Origin of the sequence: Winogradskyella rapida (assembly GCF_042675845.1) — a bacterium.
Classification (GTDB): Bacteria; Bacteroidota; Bacteroidia; order Flavobacteriales; family Flavobacteriaceae; genus Winogradskyella; species Winogradskyella rapida.
The window spans coordinates 1-17,611 of sequence record NZ_JBHTKM010000048.1 but is presented as its reverse complement, the minus strand read 5'-3'; the positions used below and the strand labels follow the sequence as shown (position 1 = coordinate 17,611).

14 protein-coding genes are annotated in these 17,611 nt (G+C 35.8%); 9 read left to right on the top strand and 5 right to left on the bottom strand.

What is annotated here, in order from left to right; all coding sequences use genetic code 11:
* Positions 1–64 precede the first annotated feature (64 nt).
* From ACFQ13_RS06390 to secDF, 7 genes are all read left to right on the top strand, one after another.
* Complete coding sequence (locus ACFQ13_RS06390; RefSeq protein WP_386115362.1) at positions 65–982, top strand: FecR family protein; 918 nt, start codon at positions 65–67, stop codon at positions 980–982.
* A complete protein-coding gene (locus ACFQ13_RS06385) occupies positions 969–3,509 on the top strand; it encodes a TonB-dependent receptor (protein ID WP_386115360.1) in 2,541 nt (846 codons plus the stop codon). The genes ACFQ13_RS06390 and ACFQ13_RS06385 overlap by 14 nt, the downstream gene beginning before the upstream one ends.
* Before the next feature lie 70 nt (positions 3,510–3,579).
* A complete protein-coding gene (locus ACFQ13_RS06380) occupies positions 3,580–4,596 on the top strand; it encodes a DUF6588 family protein (RefSeq protein ID WP_386115358.1) in 1,017 nt (338 codons plus the stop codon).
* A 132-nt stretch (positions 4,597–4,728) separates the two neighbouring features.
* On the top strand, positions 4,729–5,655 hold the full coding sequence (locus tag ACFQ13_RS06375) for a malate dehydrogenase (RefSeq protein ID WP_386115356.1): 927 nt from the start codon (positions 4,729–4,731) through the stop codon (positions 5,653–5,655).
* Between the two features lie 93 nt (positions 5,656–5,748).
* Positions 5,749–6,405 (top strand): DUF4412 domain-containing protein, encoded by a 657-nt coding sequence (locus ACFQ13_RS06370; protein ID WP_386115353.1) that lies wholly within the window; start codon positions 5,749–5,751, stop codon positions 6,403–6,405.
* A gap of 77 nt (positions 6,406–6,482) precedes the next feature.
* Positions 6,483–7,094, top strand: coding sequence for a hypothetical protein (locus tag ACFQ13_RS06365; RefSeq protein ID WP_386115351.1), 612 nt, complete (start codon positions 6,483–6,485; stop codon positions 7,092–7,094).
* Positions 7,095–7,273: 179 nt separating this feature from the next.
* Positions 7,274–10,324, top strand: coding sequence for a protein translocase subunit SecDF (secDF, locus tag ACFQ13_RS06360; protein ID WP_386115349.1), 3,051 nt, complete (start codon positions 7,274–7,276; stop codon positions 10,322–10,324).
* A 442-nt stretch (positions 10,325–10,766) separates the two neighbouring features.
* Here secDF and ACFQ13_RS06355 read toward each other — a convergent pair whose 3' ends face one another.
* The 5 genes from ACFQ13_RS06355 to folE all read right to left on the bottom strand — a co-directional run bounded on the left by ACFQ13_RS06355 (position 10,767) and on the right by folE (position 14,602).
* Complete coding sequence (locus ACFQ13_RS06355; RefSeq protein WP_386115346.1) at positions 10,767–11,264, bottom strand: DUF192 domain-containing protein; 498 nt, start codon at positions 11,262–11,264, stop codon at positions 10,767–10,769.
* On the bottom strand, positions 11,264–12,088 hold the full coding sequence (lgt, locus tag ACFQ13_RS06350) for a prolipoprotein diacylglyceryl transferase (protein ID WP_386115343.1): 825 nt from the start codon (positions 12,086–12,088) through the stop codon (positions 11,264–11,266). The genes ACFQ13_RS06355 and lgt overlap by 1 nt, the downstream gene beginning before the upstream one ends.
* 65 nt (positions 12,089–12,153) lie before the next feature.
* The gene (gene yidD / locus ACFQ13_RS06345) at positions 12,154–12,387 is read right to left on the bottom strand and encodes a membrane protein insertion efficiency factor YidD (protein ID WP_386115341.1); all 234 of its coding nucleotides are present in this window, start codon (positions 12,385–12,387) and stop codon (positions 12,154–12,156) included.
* 3 nt (positions 12,388–12,390) lie between these two features.
* Positions 12,391–13,872, bottom strand: a complete 1,482-nt coding sequence (gene cysS, locus ACFQ13_RS06340) for a cysteine--tRNA ligase (RefSeq protein ID WP_386115338.1) — start codon at positions 13,870–13,872, stop codon at positions 12,391–12,393.
* 52 nt (positions 13,873–13,924) lie between these two features.
* Positions 13,925–14,602, bottom strand: a complete 678-nt coding sequence (gene folE / locus ACFQ13_RS06335; protein WP_114310949.1) for a GTP cyclohydrolase I FolE — start codon at positions 14,600–14,602, stop codon at positions 13,925–13,927.
* A 184-nt stretch (positions 14,603–14,786) separates the two neighbouring features.
* Here folE and ACFQ13_RS06330 point away from each other — a divergent pair, with 184 nt between their 5' ends.
* Positions 14,787–15,242, top strand: a complete 456-nt coding sequence (locus tag ACFQ13_RS06330) for a hypothetical protein (RefSeq protein ID WP_386115336.1) — start codon at positions 14,787–14,789, stop codon at positions 15,240–15,242.
* Between the two features lie 27 nt (positions 15,243–15,269).
* The coding region (locus ACFQ13_RS06325) for a PKD domain-containing protein (RefSeq protein WP_386115334.1) at positions 15,270–17,611 on the top strand (2,342 nt) is incomplete at its 3' end.

Sequence of the window (17,611 nt, the reverse complement as noted above, 5' to 3'; positions counted from 1 at the left end):
TTTTTTAAGCGGTGCCGTAGGGTAATATAATGTGAAGGTGTCTTAATACTGAATAGCTCTAAATATGACTAAAGAACGTGACATATTAAAATGGTTTAATGACGAAATTTCTAGTGAAGAAATAAAACGTTTGTACCCTGATGAAGATTTTTCAGTATTAGAGAAATCAAGATTCTACACCAAACAGTTTAGTCTTCCAGAACTGGATGAAGAAAAAGCACTTGCCGATTTTAAAGCAAGGCAAAAACAGAATAAACCGGCTAAAGTTGTGCCTCTAAACTTCAGAACCTTTTTAAAGGTTGCTGCGGTTTTAGCTGTGATGTTGGGACTTTCTTATGCTTTATTTTTTAATGAGGCTTCGGTCTCGTATAGCACCGAGATAGCACAAACGGAAACCTTTAACTTGCCCGATGATTCAGAGGTGATTTTAAATGCAAAATCAGAGCTTAAGTTTAATAAGAAAACCTGGGCGTCTAACCGAAGTTTAAATTTAGACGGAGAAGCTTTTTTTAAAGTTACCAAAGGTAAGACCTTCACGGTAGAAACTAGTGCTGGAGCGGTACAGGTTTTAGGAACCCAATTTAATGTGAAAGAACGTGAGGACTATTTTGAAGTGACCTGTTATGAAGGATCGGTAAGCGTCACTCACCATAATAAGGAAACCATATTGACACCAGGGAAAACCTTTAGAGTGGTAAAGGGCGAGGTGATGGCGGTTACAGAGGTTACTGCTAAAAATCCGGCATGGATTATAAAAGAGTCTAGCTTTAATAATGTACCGTTGTGGCAGGTTATAGACGAATTAGAAATCCAATATGGTATTACAATTTTAGCAAATACAGTAGATACGTCTCAATTATATACAGGAAGTTTTACACATAACGATAAAAATATAGCATTACAGTCAGTAACGATTCCTTTAAAATTAAGCTATAAAATTAAAGGCAATACGGTTGAATTCTACAATTATGAATCGCACTAAATATGTTTCTCTTGTTGTTTTGCTTTTTTTGAGTCTTAATGCGGTTGCGCAAACTCAAAAGCAACTGCCGTTGGTTCAGTTGATACAAGATTTAGAAGCTAAGTTTGATGTAAAATTTTCCTATGCCTTAGAAGATGTTCAGCATATTTTAGTTGAAGAACCCGAAGAAAAAACGGCTTTAAAAGCTATTATTTCGGCGCTAAATGAAACCACCTTATTAAATTTTAAATTCTTAACGGCACGTTATATTACGATTTCTACCATAGAAAAAACAATTTCAATTTGTGGTGTACTCAAGACTACAGATAACACGCCGTTGTATGGTGCTTCTGTTTATGTAGAAGGGCGATTAAAAGGGACAGTTACAAATGAAGAAGGCCATTTTAAACTTGAGGCTGTTCCGGTAAACGCAACCATTAAAATATCATTTTTAGGGTTTAAAACACAAACGCTTTTAGCTAAAACCTTGTGGGCAAAAGACCACTGTGAAACGGTGGTGATGCCTATTGAGAGCGAATGGCTTAATGAAATTGTAATTTCAAAATTTTTAACCACAGGTTTGCAACAACGTATTGATGGGAGTACCCAATTAAATACGGCAAAATTCGGAATCTTACCTGGACTTACAGAGCCCGATGTATTACAATCTATACAAGCTTTGCCTGGAGTAGAAAGTTTAAATGAAAGTATTGCTAATATCAACGTACGTGGCGGAACTAATGATCAGAATTTAATGCTATGGGATGGGATAAAAATGTACCACTCGGGGCATTTTTTCGGACTCATATCGGCCTATAATCCTTATTTAACGGATAAAGTAATAGTAACTAAAAACGGAACGTCCAGTGCTTATAGCGATGGGGTTTCGAGTACAATTAATATGTTGACTAAGGATGAGGTGACTGAGGAATTGTCTGGCGGGTTTGGAGCTAATCTTATTCATGCAGATGCAGTTTTAGATATTCCTGTTAGTGATAAAATAGCTTTACATATATCAGGGAGACGTTCGTTTACCGATGTTTTTAATTCCCCAACTTACGATAATTATTTTCAGCGTAGTTTTCAAGATAGTGAGGTGGCTACAAACCCAGATCAGGTTCAGGAACAGCGCAGTGATTCTGACTTCTATTTTTATGATTATTCCGCAAAATTATTATTTGATTTAAATGCGAAGCATCACTTTAGAGCGCATGTTATAGGAATTAGCAATAACTTAGATTATGAGGAAGGGTATACCAATACATCTAATCAAAGTTTGTCTAAAGCAAGCCGTTTAAAACAAGAAAATTTAGGATTCGGTGGGCATTGGGAGGCGCAGTGGAGTGATAAATTTCAAACCAATTTAAGTGCTTATTATAGCGAGTATAATGTTGATGCCACAGATTATCGCACAGAGACCGACCAGCAATTAATTCAAACGAATGAGGTGTTAGAAACAGGGTTAAAGTTTCATGGGCATTTAAAACTTCATGAAAATCTAACCAGTTTTAGTGGCTACCAATTTACAGAAACAGGAATTTTAAACGGAACTACTGTTAGCAATCCGGCTTATAGTCGTACCAAAAAGGATGTACTTTTAAATCACGCCTTGTTTACAGAATTAGAATGGCAATCTAAGCAGTTGTATCTAAGAGGTGGGGTTCGGGTGAACTACTTTCAGAAATTCAATAAACTACTTGTAGAACCCCGTTTAAATTTGCGTTACCAATTTCTAAAGGATATAGCGCTTAAGGTTCAAGGCGAATTTAAAAATCAGTCTGCTACACAGATTATAGATTTTCAAGATGATTTTTTAGGTGTTGAAAACCGACGTTGGATTTTAGCTGATGAGCAAAGCATTCCTATTTCAGAAAGTCAACAAGCCGCATTAGGTTTGCAGTATAAAAGGAAAGGATTTGTTGCTGATGTGGAAGGTTTTTATAAAACGGTAGAAGGTATTACTGTTTCTAATCAGGGATTTTATAACAATTTTCAGTACCTCAATGCTATTGGGAGTTATACAGTGAAAGGAGTAGAAGTGCTGTTAAATAAAACAGCCAACCGTTTTAGTACATGGGCAAGTTATACCTATAGTGTAAACAATTATAAATTTGAAACCTTGAATCCGTCTGTTTTTCCTAATAACGCCGATATAAGACACTCCGTTTCCTTTGCTTTCAATTACGACCTTTTTAAAAATTTTAAAATTGCTTTTGGAGGTATTTGGCGATCCGGACAACCTTATACCACGCCATTAGAAACTAATGAAACGGTACAAAACGGAAATACCACCTACGTGAATTATGATACACCTAATAATAACAACCTAAGAGATTTTATGCGTTTAGATGCGTCTTTAAATTATAAATTCAAAATTAATGACGCGCTGCATTCTTCAGTAAAAATTGGTGTGCTTAATCTTTTAGATAGAAAGAATGTTATTCAGCAATATTACGAGGTAGACCCTAATAACGAGAATACTGCAATTGCGATTCAAAATACAGCCTTAGGACTTACACCCAACATCAGTGTGCGTTGTAATTTCTAAAGTAAAAAAACATAATTTTAAACCCTACTACAAATACAGCGATGTATAATCGCTCATAAAATTGAAACTTATGAAAAGACTAATTCTGTTTACCCTTTTGGGCTTTTTAGCCAATGATCTTAAAGCTCAAAATGATATTGATGTATTTCTTGCTGCCGGTATTGATGATGCGCAGCGTTTTGCTAACGACTATTTAGCACCGGGAACCAATGGTATAATGCATAGTATGAATGCCAATTGGTTTAATTCTGCAGAGGTAAAACCCTTAGGCGGATTTGAATTGTCGGTTGTTGTGAATGCGGCCTTAATTAATGATGAACACAAGACTTTTAGCTTAGATACGGATGCCTATAATAATGTGCAATTTGTTGAAGGACCAAATACGCAATTGGTGTCTTCAGTACTCGGAAAAAACGAGCCACCGATTTTTGTAGAAGTCACTTATGACGATCCTATTTTTGGAACCCAAACCACAGAGGTAGAATTACCAGAAGGCATTGGTGAGAATAGTGCCAATATGCTACCAACAGCTTTTATTCAAGGAGCCGTGGGACTTGGTAAAGGCATTGAACTTAAAGCCCGATTTGTACCCAAAGTAGATACGGAAGATGTAAGTTTAAGTATGTACGGCGCAGGGTTACAATTAGAGGTTACGGATTGGCTTCCGGCAAGTGAACTATGGCCTGTAGCTTTATCGGGCTTAGTGGCTTATAATCATGTGGATGCTTCTTATAATTTAATGGAGTCTTCAGGGATTGACGGAGAAAACCAACGCTTAGAAAATGATACCAATACTTGGTTGTTTCAAGTTATTGCTTCAACAAAATTGCCAGTTATTAACGTGTATGGAGGAGTGGGCTTAATTAACGGAACATCAGAGTCTGATTTATTAGGAAGCTATAGAGTTACCAATGGATTACTGTCTTCTGAGACTATTGTAGATCCTTTTTCTGTGTCTAGCAAAGTTAGTTCGGTTAGAGGGACTTTAGGTGCAAAATTAAAAGTCGGATTTTTTAGATTAAATGCCGAGTATCATATGTCAGAATACGATGCATTTTCTGTAGGAATCAATTTTGGATTTAGATAATCTAATTTTTTACCCTAATAACATGCAAAGCACAAGATTTAGACTTGTGCTTTCTTCTTTTAAAGTAATTTTATTTGTAAATTTACAGTGATTTTTAACACTTAATTTTCACATTAAAAAAATATAACAAACATGAAAGTAACAGTAGTTGGTGCAGGTGCCGTAGGAGCAAGTTGTGCAGAGTATATTGCAATTAAAAATTTTGCATCAGAAGTAGTCATCTTAGATATTAAAGAAGGATATGCTGAAGGTAAAGCGATGGACTTAATGCAATGTGCCTCTTTAAATGGTTTTGATACTAAAATCACAGGAAGTACAAATGATTATTCTAAAACTGCAGATAGTGATATTTGTGTTATTACTTCTGGAATTCCTCGTAAGCCAGGGATGACCCGTGAAGAGTTAATTGGAATTAACGCTGGAATTGTAAAAACAGTATCTTCAAGTTTAGTTGAACATTCTCCAAATACAATCATTATTGTGGTAAGTAACCCAATGGATACAATGACGTATTTAGTGCATAAAACAACAGGTTTACCTAAACATAAAATTATCGGAATGGGTGGAGCTTTAGATTCTGCTCGTTTTAAATACAGATTGGCTGAAGCTTTAGAAGCTCCAATTAGCGATGTAGATGGAATGGTAATCGGTGGTCATAGTGATACTGGTATGGTGCCATTAATTTCTCATGCGACTAGAAATAGTATTAAAGTTTCAGAATTCTTATCTGAAGAGCGTTTAGAGCAAGTTGCTGCAGATACTAAAGTTGGTGGAGCAACCTTAACTAAATTATTAGGAACTTCTGCTTGGTATGCGCCAGGAGCTGCAGTAAGTGGACTTGTTCAGGCTATTGCTTGTGACCAAAAGAAAATTTACCCATGTTCTACCTTATTAGATGGGGAGTACGGTTTATCTGATCTTTGTATTGGTGTACCAGTAGTTTTAGGTAAAAACGGTATCGAAAAAATCGTTGATGTTTCTTTAAGCGATGCAGAAAAAGAACATATGAAAGCAAGTGCTGAAGGTGTTAAAAAAACAAACGCCTTATTAGAGTTATAAGCCTCATATAGATACACAGACTTTAAAAACCTTACCGACATTAGTTGTCAGTAAGGTTTTTTGTATAATAAAGCTAAATTAAAAAATAACAAGATGAAAAAAATACTATTCTTAAGTGTTGCAATGCTCTTAACAATGAGCTTATTTGCTCAAGAAAAAATTAATGAGGGAATCCTTATCGCAAAACAAAGCATGTCTAGCGATAATGAGCAGATGAATGCCCAGTTAAAAGCTATGGGAGATACCAATGCAACAACTTATTTTAAAGGTGAAAAATCTAGAAGTGAAACTAGTAGTCCTATGACGGGTGACGTTACTATTATTATTGATGCGGCAGAGCAGCAAATGTTAATGATGATGGACCGTCCGGGGATGGGTAAAAAATACATGCTTCAATCTTTTGCACCTAGTGAAGAAGATTTAAAAAATGTTACAGTTGAAAAAGGAACGGCAACTAAAACGATTTTAGGTTACGAATGTCAACAGTACATAATTGGCATGAAACAAAACGGTCAAGATGTAAAAATGGAAATGTATACCACGGATCAAATTTCTGCAGTAAGCCAGAACACAACGGCTATGGGAGATAAGGTTGAAGGTTTTCCACTTTATTTTGTAATGACTATGAACCAAATGGGGGCTACTATTGAAGTGACTTCAGAAATTGTCGACATTAAGAAGACTACAGTTGCAGATGAGAAGTTAAGTTTAACACCTCCAGAAGGCTACACTAATATGGGAGGGCTTTAAGAGCATCACTTCCAAGACTGTAAATTAAAAATAAGACTGTAGAAATACAGTCTTTATTTTTAGCTATATTTGCGACAATGAAAACCAAATTGCATTTCGGAGTACTACTGTTATTCTTAGCGTTTCTAGGAACGTATATAGAGCAGACCACAGTACCTAACCAGCAAATGGTTGTTCAATTTTCAGATACCAACATTACTTTAGAAGAATCTGAAAACGCCATAACGGCCCTTCAAGAGCAACTCTTAACCTTAGGAGTTACCCATATTCAAATTGGAGAAAACGCTCAGGGACAATTAAAAATCACTTACCACAGTGATCTTGAAATTACAAGGATTCAGCAAGCTATATTTAATGCAGATCAGGTCAATATAGCGTTTCATACCAACCAACACACTTCGCTTCCTTTATCAGAATCTCATGGGGAGAAGCAGTATAAAATTAATATCTCTGAAATTACCACTTCTAATGATGGGAATTGGGATTTTAATGGCCTACAAATTGTAGAGCACAATCAGAAATTTGATCGTTTTTCATATTTTAAAACGCATAGCTCAGGACTTCAAAATGAGCAAACACCACATAATTACAATCTGCAAACCGTAGTTGTACGCCGTGGGAATACGGCTTGGCTTAGAACCCCAATTTCGGATGTAATTCCTGAGGTCAGGGCAGGCCCCAATGCTTAAATAAGATTAAGATCCTATCTTGATTTTACATTCACTTCAAGCGCTTTTTTTTAATAAAAAGCCAATAATCAATTTATTAAAAAATATTGTCGGATTATCGTGTAAACTATATATTTGCGCGCTAGTTTCAATATTTATTGAAATATATTAACAATTCGACATTAAACAAACAATTAACAATGCAAAACAAAGGACTAATTAAGCTTTTTGCGCTTTTATTTGGTTTGGTAAGTATTTATCAATTATCATTTACTTTCAAAGCCGGACAAATAGAAGATGAAGCAGAAGCTGCAGCAATTGCAAAATATGCTGACAATGTAGAGGACTACCAATCAAAACGAAATGCTGAAGAGCTTCGTTATTTAGATTCTCTGAAAACTTCTAAAATTAAAGTAGGGGATACGTTTGAGCCTATTGAAGTTTATAACTTAGGAGTAGCACAATTTACCTACACCGATGTTGAAAACAATGCCATGAACCTTGGTTTAGACCTTAAAGGTGGTATTAACGTTATTCTTCAAATTTCTGTAAGAGACATTTTAAAAGGTTTAGCAAACAACAGTAAAGATCCTGTGTTTAATAAAGCTTTAGATGATGCTGAAGAATTACAAAAAGATTCACAAGATTCTTATTTACAATCGTTCTTTACAGCTTTTGATGCTATTAAAGGCGATACTAAATTAGCATCTCCAGATATTTTTGCTAACCGTACCTTAAGCGAAGAGATTAAATTTGATATGTCTGATGATGAGGTAAAGAGCATCATTGAAACTAAAATTGACGAATCTATTGTTTCTGCGTTTGAAGTTTTACGTAAACGTATTGATAAATTTGGGGTAACTTCTCCAAACATTCAACGTTTAGGAAATTCAGGACGTATTCTTTTAGAATTACCTGGAGCTAAGGATATTGAGCGTGTTAAAGATTTAGTAACTAAAACGGCACAATTACAATTCTGGGAAACTTATAAAACTGAGGAAGTTGTTCCTTATTTATTAGAGGTAAACCAAGCTTTAGTTGAAGCGAATAAAAAAGCGGAAGCAAAAGAAGAAGGCGATGCTGCAGTAACAGAAGCTCAAGAAGAAGACAATGCTGATGCTATTGATGAATTAACAGGACAAATTGAAACGGATGCAGCAGATGTTGCAGAGGTTAATCCTTTAGGAATTCAAGGTTATGGTAATGGAGGTTCTGTAATAGGAATGTTCTTATCTAAGGATAAAGAGTTTGTAATGGAGCAATTAAACGCATCAAAACACAGAGCATCTTTACCAGCAGATATGCGTTATGTAAGATTTGTATGGGGACTTCAAAATGAAGAGTCTGAATTTTCAGAATTATATGCTATAAAAAGTAATAGAGACGGTGAACCAGAATTAAATGGAGCTGTTATTACTGATGCAAGACAAGAATACGACCAATTAAATAGACCAGCAGTAAGCATGTCTATGGATGCTAGAGGGGCGAAAATTTGGGAAGAAATGACCAAAAAAGCTTACGAAACTCAAGGTTATATTGCTATTGTATTAGATAATGTGGTGTATTCTGCACCAAGTGTAAATACAGGAGCAATTTCTGGAGGAAACTCTCAAATCTCTGGGTCGTTCTCATTAACAGAAGCAATCGATTTAGCTAACGTTTTAAGAGCTGGTAAATTACCTGCTTCTGCTCAAATTGTACAAGCAGATGAGGTTGGACCATCTTTAGGTCAAGAAGCTATTGATAGCGGAATGCAGTCGTTCCTTATCGCTTTAGTTTTTGTATTACTTTGGATGATCTTTTACTACGGAAAATCAGGTGGATTTGCTGATGTAGCTTTATTATTAAACATCTTATTAATCTTTGGGGTCTTATCTAGTTTAGGAGCGGTATTAACATTACCTGGTATTGCCGGTATTGTATTAACCATCGGTATGTCGGTAGATGCTAACGTTCTTATATTTGAAAGGATAAAAGAAGAGATCGCAAAAGGTAAAACACAAAAAGAAGCCGTTAAAGACGGATTCTCTAACGCTTTATCTTCAATTTTAGATGCTAACATTACAACAGGATTAACAGCCTTAATCTTATTTGTATTTGGTACAGGACCAATTAAAGGTTTTGCTACAACCTTAATCATTGGTATTTTAACCTCTTTATTTACGGCGATTTTTATCACACGTTTATTAGTAGACTGGTACCTTAATAAAGGTGGGAAATTAGAATTCTCAACAGGATTAACGAAGAACTTATTTACCAACTTAAATATTGAGTTCTTGAAAAAACGTAAGATTGCTTACATAATCTCAGGAGCATTTATTCTTGCAAGTTTAGGATCATTATTTACAACAGGATTAGATCAAGGTATTGACTTTGTTGGAGGTAGAACTTACCAAGTGCGTTTTGATAGAGACATGAGTGTAGAAGAAGTGAAAACGGATCTTCATGAAGTGTTTGAAAGTGCTGAGGTAAAAACAATTGGTGGACCAAATCAATTAAAAATATCTACGAAGTACAAGGTAGAAGATAGTTCTATTGAAGCTGATGAAGAGGTGCAAGCGATGTTGTTTGAAACGCTTAGAAAGTACCTTCCAGATGGAATGACATATGATGAGTTCCTTGACGGTTCAGGAGATAAGAAAATCGGAAAATTATTATCAAGTAAAGTGAGTCCGACGATTGCAGATGATATTAAGAAATCTTCAATTTGGGCGATTTTAGGATCTTTAGTGGTTGTATTCTTATACATCTTATTAAGATTTAAGAAATGGCAATTCTCTTTAGGAGCTGTAGCTGCAGTTTTCCATGATGTATTAATCGTATTAGGAATCTATTCTATAACATGGAGATTTATGCCATTTAGTATGGAGATTGATCAAACCTTTATTGCGGCGATCTTAACTGTAATTGGTTACTCTCTGAATGATACCGTGGTTGTATTTGATAGAATTAGAGAATACTTTAATGAGAATTATGGTTGGAGTTTTGATACGACAATTAACCGTTCAATTAACAGTACAATTAGTAGAACTTTAAATACCTCTTTAACAACTTTAGTGGTGTTATTAGCAATGTTCTTATTTGGAGCAGATTCGCTTAAAGATTTATTATTTGCATTAATTGTTGGGGTTATAGTTGGTACTTATTCTTCAATCTTTATTGCAACGCCTATTATGTATGATACGGCTAAAAAAGGTAGTGCAACAGAAGCACTTAAAAATAAAGTAAAAGAAGAGGATGAAGAGGCTTAATCGTCTTGTTATTCTTTTCTGAAAGGATTCAGAATTAAAAAAGCCCTTCTTAATTGAAGGGCTTTTTTTTTGATATAAAAACACGAAACTTATAGGGAACATTGAAACAAAGGTCGCTCATATTGTTGTATGATGTCACGGGTAACATATCTGAATAAGGGAAGCTCTTATGATGTCTAAACCTTAAGATGTATAAAGGTGTTGAAGAGGTGTAATGTTGAAAATATAGACGTGCGTATTTAGGGTTTCCTTTTAAGAGTGAAATCCTGTCGGATAGTCGTATAAGCCGTCTTGTGATACTTATGGTCTTCGGGTCTAAAACAGACCATACGCTATGGCACAATGGTATTTTGTACGAGGTTCAGAGGATTGTTAAAAGGGAGTTAGCGCTGCAGTGTATTATCTTTTGAGAGCCAATAGGTTTAAGGGTGAAAACCAAATCTTATAAAAGGTCAAAATCAATACGGTCACCAATCTGTAGACCCCAGGAGTCAGAAAGCCCGCCGTTAATTTCTAAGACATAAGTGGCAGGTGCCTCCGATGGGAGAGAAGTAAGGTCCATAGGTTGGGCTTGCTTTTGAATACTTACAATTGTTTTCGCTTTATTGATGTAGATAATGTCTAAAGGAATTTTAGTATTCTTCATATAGAAATTTCGCATCTGCTCATCAGGAAATATAAATAACATACCCTGATTCGTTTCTAAGCTTGTTCTATACATTAAGCCGGTTTGTATGCTGTAATCGTCATCAGCAACTTCAATAGCAAGGGTTTTGATGACCTCTGCCGTTTCGGCCTTTTTTAAATGTAATGTGCCCTCTTTTTTAAAACTCACCACGACCTTATCGGTTTTGGTACGTTGCTGGTCTTCTTTACAAGACGCAAATGACCCCAACACGATGAAAAGGAGGAGCGTTTTAATAAATGAGGACGAAGGCATTAGTTCAATTTTGTTTTTGGCTTATACATAAACATAAAATACAGGCCAATGAGGATAAAAGGTATACTTAACCATTGTCCGGTGTTTAAAGCCCAATCAGCGCGTTCTACATTTTGTGCTTCTTTAACAAACTCTACGAAGAATCTTACCGTCCAAAGTAAAACTAAAAACAAGCCGAATAAAAAACCTTGTTGTTCCGATTTTTTGGTTTTCCAATAGAAGTAAAATAATATAATAAATACAAAGACATAACAGAAAGCCTCATACAATTGTGCTGGGTGTCTAGGGGCGGTTTCTCCAAGTTGTTTAAAGACCACACCAAAATCACTACCAGTATATTTTCCTATTATTTCTGAATTGATAAAGTTTCCAATGCGTACAAAGACGGCCCCTAATGCAACGGGTACTACGACACGATCTAAAATCCAAAGGACAGATTTGTGTAATACTTTTTTATTATAGAGGTACATAGAAATAATCATGGCAATAGCAGCACCATGACTGGCTAAGCCTTGAAATCCTGTGAATTCTACCCCGCCTTTAAATTTAAACGGTAAAAAGATACTGAAGAAGTCTTCAGAAATAAGTTCGGGTTGGTAAAAAATAACGTGGCCCAATCGAGCTCCAAGCATAATACCAACGACCGAGTAAATAAATAAAGAATCTAGCGCCTCATCGGATTGCCCTTCATTTTTATAAATACGTTTTGTAATATAAAAGCCTAAAATAAAAGCGGTGATCCACATTAGGCTATAAAAGTGAAGTTTAAAAAATCCTAAATCAATAAATTTTATAGGATCCCAATCAATCGATAATAAAAACATAGATATTCTATTTATTCGGTAAATATAATATTTTGGAAGGGATTGAAAATGACATTAACGTAATATTAATCCTCTTTTGGTGGCACAGGATCAAAACCTTTACCGCCCCAAGGATGACAACTAAAAATCCGTTTAATAGCCAACCATCCGCCTTTAAAAAAACCATGAACTTCTAAGGCTTCTTTAGCATAATGTGAGCAGGTGGGTTGGTGCCTACACGTCGCAGGTGTAAAGGGTGAAATAGCAGTTTGATACACCTTTATTAAAAACAGAAAAGGATAGGTCAACAGCTTTTTCACAATTTAATTGGTTGTAAATGTGGTTCCTTCTCTACTGTCGTTCAGTTGAATTCCGGCTTCGGCCAAATCATCTCTAATTTTATCCGATAGCGCAAAATCTTTATTTAAACGGGCTTCTTTTCTTAAGTTAATTAAAATCTCTACCGCGCTTGTAAGTTTATCACTTCCTACTTGATCTTTAGAAATGTTTACAAGTCCTAAGATGTCAAAAACAAAGATATTCAGCGTGTTTTGTAAAAGCTCTAAATCTTCAGAAGTGATGGTAGCGCTTCCATCTTTAATCTGATTAATAAACTTAACGGCCTCAAATAACGTGGCGATTAAAATTGGAGTGTTAAAATCGTCATTCATGGCATCGTAGCATTTCTGCTTCCATGCTTGTACCTCTAAAGACGACGTTTTTGACGATTTTAAATTAGGAATAAGACTAATAGCGTCCATTAATCTGTGGAATCCTTTTTCAGCAGCAGCTAAACCATCATCGGTTAAATCTAATATACTTCTGTAAGAGGCTTGCATAATAAAGAAACGAATAACACTTGGGTTATAGGCCTTAGACATAATATCGTTGTCACCAGAAAGTAATTCCGCAGGGTTAATATAATTACCTGTAGACTTACTCATACGTGCTCCATTAAGCTCTAACATATTGGCATGCATCCAATATTTTACAGGATTTTGACCTTTAGCCGCTTGGTTTTGTGCAATTTCACATTCGTGATGCGGGAATTTTAAATCCATTCCACCACCATGAATATCAAAGAAATCACCAAGATATTTAGTGCTCATTGCTGTACATTCTAAATGCCATCCCGGAAATCCATCACTCCAAGGTGAAGGCCATCGCATAATGTGGGTAGGCTCAGCTTTTTTCCAAAGCGCAAAGTCTTGTGGGTTTTTCTTATCACTTTGGCCGTCTAATGCTCTAGTATTATGGATTAAGTCCTCTAGCTTACGTTTACTTAAGATTCCATAGGCATTTGAGGTGTTGTATTTATGCACATCAAAATAAACGGATCCGTTAACAATATAACCAAAGCCATTATCTATTATTGACTGAATTAATTCTATTTGTTCTATAATATGTCCTGTAGCCGTAGGTTCAATGCTAGGTGGTAGAAAATTAAACGTGTTTAAGACATTATGAAAATCTACGGTATAACGTTGCACAATTTCCATAGGTTCTATGGCTTCTAATCGTGCTTTTTTAGTAATCTTATCTTCACCAGCATCGGCATCGTTCTCTAAATGCCCTGCATCCGTAATATTACGGACATAGCGTACCTTATAACCTAAGTGCTTTAAATAACGAAAAATCATGTCGAAAGACATAAAGGTTCTTACATTACCTAAATGAACATTACTATATACTGTAGGACCACAAACATACATTCCAACATAACCTTCCGTTATAGGTTCAAAAATTTCTTTTTCACTAGTAAGTGTGTTATAGAGTTTTAAAGATTGTGTTTGGTACAAAGGCATATTTAGAGGTAGATAAAATGAATCAATAAATTAATTAACGGTATTTGGGCTATTAAAACTTGGTTTCAAGTTTAATATATTCTAATAGTTCTCTTCGGGTATTGGTTTCATTGAATTTTCCACCAAATTCAGAAGTAACGGTGCTGCTTTCAATATCTCTAATTCCACGAGAGTTCACACAAAGGTGCTTTGCGTCAATAATACAAGCAACATCATCGGTGCCTAAAACCTCTTGAAGTTCTTTAACGATTTGTATGGTAAGACGTTCTTGTACTTGTGGGCGTTTAGCATAGTAATCTACAATTCTATTCATCTTAGATAAACCTACTACGGTACCATTAGAGATATAAGCAATATGCGCGCGACCAACTATAGGAAGTAAGTGATGCTCACAGGTTGAGTACACCGTAATGTTTTTTTCAACCAACATTTCACCATACTTATATTTATTGTCAAAGGTAGAAGCGTTTGGTTTTTTTTGCGGATCTAAGCCACCAAAGATTTCATTTACAAACATTTTAGCCACACGGTTTGGTGTGCCTTTTAGACTGTCGTCATTCAAATCGAGTCCTAAAGTTTCTAAAATATGAGTTACATCAGCCTTTATACTGTCTATTTTTTCCGCATTAGAAAGCTTAAAAGCATCCGCTCTTAATGGGGTGTCGCTAGAGGTGCCAATATGGTCGTCACCTATAGCATCAACGTCGTTAAAATCACTTTCGATTTTCATTATAAAATTATTGTTATCGGTTTTTAAAAAACGAGTTGCAAAGATAAGCAATAAAAATAGGATGTATAAGGTAGGAGTTTTATAATTACAGCTGTTATATAAGTAAAAGTGTTAAATCCCCGATATTATTGGTGAAATAACAATTCAATTCCTTAATTTTCGAGATTAAATTAAATAATAATTCATGAAATTAAAATTACTCCCTCTAGCGACTTTGCTATTTTTTAGTGTTTTCCTATTTGGCCAGGATAGCAAAACAATTGAAATTAATTATCCAGATAATGTAAATGCCCCTTTATCAAAGAGTGAAAGGGCTATGATTGATGAAGTTTACAAAGATCAGGCAGATTCAAAAGTTTATAATAATGCCACATTTCTGAAGGATATAAAACATCTTTTAAGAAACCGAATTTTAATTTATAAGGATGAGAATCCTAAAACTCAAAAAGGGATGCAACTGTCTCAGGTACCACTTTTCGATACTTATAATAAGAATCTAAAACGCGATGTGGATTTTAAAGTTGACAATTTTAATCCTCTAAAATATCAACTAGATTTCTTTTCTAAAGGGACCTATGTGTATAAGGTGGATAACACCAATTATTTTATTCAGGTGACTTCACAATACAGAAAACTTTAAGGGAATAGCAATCTATAGCTGATTATAATGAGAAATTTTTTACTTGTACTTACACTAATAGCAACCCAAATAGGGTTGTCTCAGGACGTTTTTATGTCAGACGGAACTTATAGCCAATGTAGCGGGATGTTCTATGACTCCGGAACACAATATGCTAATTATAGTTCAAATGAAGATTATGTAACCACAATATGTGCTGATGTTGAAGGAAATTCTACGGTGTTAGATTTTTCGGCATTTTTCTTTATCGGTACAGATGGTGATGAATTAAAAATTTACGATGGTGATGATATTACAGCACCTTTAATAGGAACATATACTGGTGGTAATAACCCAGGCGTTGTCTTAGCTTCTGATACCAACACCACGGGATGTTTAACCATTTCATTTATTTCTAATGGCTCAGGAACGCAGCCAGGATGGGAAGCAAGTATTGGGTGCTTTACACCTTGTCAAACCATTACGGCTTCTATAGATAACGTAGATCCTGCTCCTGTGGCAGGAACCTTAGATGTAGATCCAGGTGATTTAATTTCGTTTGAAGGTAGTGCTACGTTTTCAGAGGGTGACGATGTTGGTGCCACTTATGTTTGGGATTTTGGAAATGGAGATACGGTTGAAGGCCTTAATGTAAATTACGCTTATGCTGTTCCAGGAACCTATACCGTGACCTTTACCGTGACAGATACTAATCCTTTAGGCTGTTCTGGTTCAGGCAATTCTGTGATTGTTAATGTTCTAGATAATGATGCTTGTGTTGGAGCCTTACCTATTTGTGATGGTATTGTGGATGTTCCTTCACCTGTAGGATCAGGAAGTGCAGAATCGGGAATAGATTATAGTTGTCTAGGGAGTCAACCTAACCCAAGATGGTACTTTATACAAACAGGAGATCAACAGGGAAATATAGAGCTAACTTTAACTCAATCTACAGGTCAAAACGGAACAGGGTCTTTAATTGATGTCGATTTTATTATTTGGGGACCTTTCAGTGAGCCGCAATGTGGAACATCAAACTTAAGTCCGGCTACGCAACAAGATTGTAGTTACTCAGGTTCTGGAGAGGAAGATATCTTTGTTCCTAATGCGCCTGCAAACTCTTATTTTGTATTGTTAATTACCAATTATAGTAACGATCCAGGATATATTAATTTAGAAAATACAAATCCAGATCCGGCCATGGCCTTAAACTGTGACATTATTTGTCAGGTAGATTTAGGAGAAGATCAAGAAATATGTAGTGGAGGGAGTTACGAAATTATAGCGAATACCACAGGGGCTTTTAACACCTTTGAATGGCAATTAGATGGTGTAACTATTCCTGGTGCAACGTCTCCATCTTTAACAGTGACCGAATCAGGTACCTATACGTTGTTAGCGGAAGGCTTTGATGCGGTTTATGGAGATCCATGTAGTGCGAGTGATGAGGTTGTGATTTCTATAGCGGAGGCCTTTAGTGTTAATAATATCGCTATTTCAGAGTGTAGTCAAACAACAACTTTCGATTTTAATTTAGAAAATGAAATTCCATTTATTTTAGATCCTTTAGCGGTTGATGATTATGTAGTTTCTTTCCATAACAGTCAGTTGGATGCTGAAAATGATGTTGATGCCATTACAAACCCAACAGCTTACAGTGGAACAAACGGTGAAGTAATCTACGTTAGAGTAGAAGCGGATGGTGCAGAAGGATGTTATTCTTTAGCCACCATAACTCTTGGGATTACTTCAGCCCCAACCATCAACGCAGCCTCTAATTTAGAGCTTTGTGACGATAATTCTAACGATGGAATTGGCGAGTTTACACTAAGTGACCAAACAGCAATTATATTAGGAGCACAGTCTGCAACAGACTTTGAAGTGTCTTACCATTTAGATGCTACCGATGCGGAATTAGGTAATAATGCGTTGCCGTTAACCTATACTAATACGGTAAACTCACAACCTATTTATGTGCGAGTAACCAGTTTAGCAGATACCAGTTGTTACAGTTTTTCAGCAGCACCGCTATTTAATTTAGTGGTAAACACAAGAGCCTTAGCAACAATGCCTGCTAATATGGAAATCTGTGATGATGCCAGTGGAGACGGAGTGGCCATTTTTGATTTAACAAGTCAAGAGGCGGCTATATTAAACGGTCAAAATCCAGCGGTTTATAATGTAAGCTTCTACGCCAGTCTTGCCGATGCCCAAAGTGGTACCGGAGCCTTGCCAAGTACTTATGAAAATACCAGTTCACCAAACCAACAAACGCTTTATGCGCGTGTAGAAGATCCTGCTTTTCCAAGCTGTTACGGAACAACAAGTTTTGATATTATTGTTAACGCCCTACCGGTATTAACAGCTCCTACAGCTTTAGAGGTTTGTGA

What these genes read in the sequence shown, in the direction of transcription:
- ACFQ13_RS06385 (WP_386115360.1), top strand. Translation starts at nt 969, where the DNA reads ATGAATCGCACTAAATATGTTTCTCTTGTTGTTTTGCTTTTTTTGAGT.
- folE (WP_114310949.1), bottom strand. Translation starts at nt 14,602, where the DNA reads ATGAAAATCGAAAGTGATTTTAACGACGTTGATGCTATAGGTGACGAC.
- ACFQ13_RS06390 (WP_386115362.1), top strand. Translation starts at nt 65, where the DNA reads ATGACTAAAGAACGTGACATATTAAAATGGTTTAATGACGAAATTTCT.
- lgt (WP_386115343.1), bottom strand. Translation starts at nt 12,088, where the DNA reads ATGTTTTTATTATCGATTGATTGGGATCCTATAAAATTTATTGATTTA.
- ACFQ13_RS06380 (WP_386115358.1), top strand. Translation starts at nt 3,580, where the DNA reads ATGAAAAGACTAATTCTGTTTACCCTTTTGGGCTTTTTAGCCAATGAT.
- ACFQ13_RS06370 (WP_386115353.1), top strand. Translation starts at nt 5,749, where the DNA reads ATGAAAAAAATACTATTCTTAAGTGTTGCAATGCTCTTAACAATGAGC.
- ACFQ13_RS06365 (WP_386115351.1), top strand. Translation starts at nt 6,483, where the DNA reads ATGAAAACCAAATTGCATTTCGGAGTACTACTGTTATTCTTAGCGTTT.
- ACFQ13_RS06355 (WP_386115346.1), bottom strand. Translation starts at nt 11,264, where the DNA reads ATGCCTTCGTCCTCATTTATTAAAACGCTCCTCCTTTTCATCGTGTTG.
- secDF (WP_386115349.1), top strand. Translation starts at nt 7,274, where the DNA reads ATGCAAAACAAAGGACTAATTAAGCTTTTTGCGCTTTTATTTGGTTTG.
- cysS (WP_386115338.1), bottom strand. Translation starts at nt 13,872, where the DNA reads ATGCCTTTGTACCAAACACAATCTTTAAAACTCTATAACACACTTACT.
- ACFQ13_RS06330 (WP_386115336.1), top strand. Translation starts at nt 14,787, where the DNA reads ATGAAATTAAAATTACTCCCTCTAGCGACTTTGCTATTTTTTAGTGTT.
- ACFQ13_RS06375 (WP_386115356.1), top strand. Translation starts at nt 4,729, where the DNA reads ATGAAAGTAACAGTAGTTGGTGCAGGTGCCGTAGGAGCAAGTTGTGCA.